The 2500-nt window shown below is 52.9% G+C and carries 2 rRNA genes (both cut by a window edge); both read right to left on the bottom strand.

From position 1 onward, the window contains the following. Positions 1-804, bottom strand: a 23S ribosomal RNA gene (locus JNUCC22_RS00990); it reaches 2126 nt to the left of the window's first position. 175 nt (positions 805-979) lie between these two features. After that, positions 980-2500: ribosomal RNA gene (locus JNUCC22_RS00985) — 16S ribosomal RNA — on the bottom strand; it runs 29 nt beyond the window's last position. Together the 16S and 23S rRNA genes form the textbook arrangement of a ribosomal RNA operon.

Raw genomic sequence — 2500 nt, 5'->3', positions numbered from 1 at the left:
GCACTTTTCAACGTGCGTGGGTTCGGGCCTCCATTCAGTGTTACCTGAACTTCACCCTGGACATGGGTAGATCACCTGGTTTCGGGTCTACGACCACGTACTCAATTCGCCCTATTCAGACTCGCTTTCGCTGCGGCTCCGCATCTTCTGCTTAACCTTGCACGGGATCGTAACTCGCCGGTTCATTCTACAAAAGGCACGCCATCACCCGTTAACGGGCTCTGACTACTTGTAGGCACACGGTTTCAGGATCTCTTTCACTCCCCTTCCGGGGTGCTTTTCACCTTTCCCTCACGGTACTGGTTCACTATCGGTCACTAGGGAGTATTTAGCCTTGGGAGATGGTCCTCCCGGATTCCGACGGAATTTCACGTGTTCCGCCGTACTCAGGATCCACTCAGGAGAGAACGAAGTTTTGACTACAGGGCTGTTACCTTCTATGGCGGGCCTTTCCAGACCTCTTCATCTACCTCGTTCCTTTGTAACTCCGTACAGAGTGTCCTACAACCCCAAGAGGCAAGCCTCTTGGTTTGGGCTGGTCCCGTTTCGCTCGCCGCTACTCAGGGAATCGCATTTGCTTTCTCTTCCTCCGGGTACTTAGATGTTTCAGTTCCCCGGGTCTGCCTTCTCATATCCTATGTATTCAGATATGGATACCACTCCATTACGAGTGGTGGGTTTCCCCATTCGGAAATCTCCGGATCAAAGCTTGCTTACAGCTCCCCGAAGCATATCGGTGTTCGTCCCGTCCTTCATCGGCTCCTAGTGCCAAGGCATCCACCGTGCGCCCTTTCTAACTTAACCGTTAAAAAGAATCACTACGTGATATCTTGCATTACTAATTGAATGTGAATTACTTCTGTTATCTAGTTTTCAAAGAACAACATCTCGAAGAATCGAATGATCCTTCAAAACTAAACAAGACAGGGAACGTTCTGTTTATAAGACCCAAGGTCTTATATTCCGTTAAAATCCTTAGAAAGGAGGTGATCCAGCCGCACCTTCCGATACGGCTACCTTGTTACGACTTCACCCCAATCATCTGTCCCACCTTCGGCGGCTGGCTCCTAAAAGGTTACCTCACCGACTTCGGGTGTTACAAACTCTCGTGGTGTGACGGGCGGTGTGTACAAGGCCCGGGAACGTATTCACCGCGGCATGCTGATCCGCGATTACTAGCGATTCCAGCTTCACGCAGTCGAGTTGCAGACTGCGATCCGAACTGAGAACAGATTTGTGGGATTGGCTTAACCTCGCGGTTTCGCTGCCCTTTGTTCTGTCCATTGTAGCACGTGTGTAGCCCAGGTCATAAGGGGCATGATGATTTGACGTCATCCCCACCTTCCTCCGGTTTGTCACCGGCAGTCACCTTAGAGTGCCCAACTGAATGCTGGCAACTAAGATCAAGGGTTGCGCTCGTTGCGGGACTTAACCCAACATCTCACGACACGAGCTGACGACAACCATGCACCACCTGTCACTCTGCCCCCGAAGGGGACGTCCTATCTCTAGGATTGTCAGAGGATGTCAAGACCTGGTAAGGTTCTTCGCGTTGCTTCGAATTAAACCACATGCTCCACCGCTTGTGCGGGCCCCCGTCAATTCCTTTGAGTTTCAGTCTTGCGACCGTACTCCCCAGGCGGAGTGCTTAATGCGTTAGCTGCAGCACTAAGGGGCGGAAACCCCCTAACACTTAGCACTCATCGTTTACGGCGTGGACTACCAGGGTATCTAATCCTGTTCGCTCCCCACGCTTTCGCTCCTCAGCGTCAGTTACAGACCAGAGAGTCGCCTTCGCCACTGGTGTTCCTCCACATCTCTACGCATTTCACCGCTACACGTGGAATTCCACTCTCCTCTTCTGCACTCAAGTTCCCCAGTTTCCAATGACCCTCCCCGGTTGAGCCGGGGGCTTTCACATCAGACTTAAGAAACCGCCTGCGAGCCCTTTACGCCCAATAATTCCGGACAACGCTTGCCACCTACGTATTACCGCGGCTGCTGGCACGTAGTTAGCCGTGGCTTTCTGGTTAGGTACCGTCAAGGTGCCGCCCTATTTGAACGGCACTTGTTCTTCCCTAACAACAGAGCTTTACGATCCGAAAACCTTCATCACTCACGCGGCGTTGCTCCGTCAGACTTTCGTCCATTGCGGAAGATTCCCTACTGCTGCCTCCCGTAGGAGTCTGGGCCGTGTCTCAGTCCCAGTGTGGCCGATCACCCTCTCAGGTCGGCTACGCATCGTTGCCTTGGTGAGCCGTTACCTCACCAACTAGCTAATGCGCCGCGGGTCCATCTGTAAGTGGTAGCCGAAGCCACCTTTTATGTCTGAACCATGCGGTTCAAACAAGCATCCGGTATTAGCCCCGGTTTCCCGGAGTTATCCCAGTCTTACAGGCAGGTTACCCACGTGTTACTCACCCGTCCGCCGCTAACATCAGGGAGCAAGCTCCCATCTGTCCGCTCGACTTGCATGTATTAGGCACGCCGCCAGCGTTCG

The organism is Bacillus sp. JNUCC-22 (assembly GCF_018861275.1).
In the GTDB taxonomy this organism is placed as follows: domain Bacteria; phylum Bacillota; class Bacilli; order Bacillales; family Bacillaceae; genus Bacillus; species Bacillus velezensis.
This window is presented reverse-complemented; position numbering and strand designations above follow the sequence as displayed.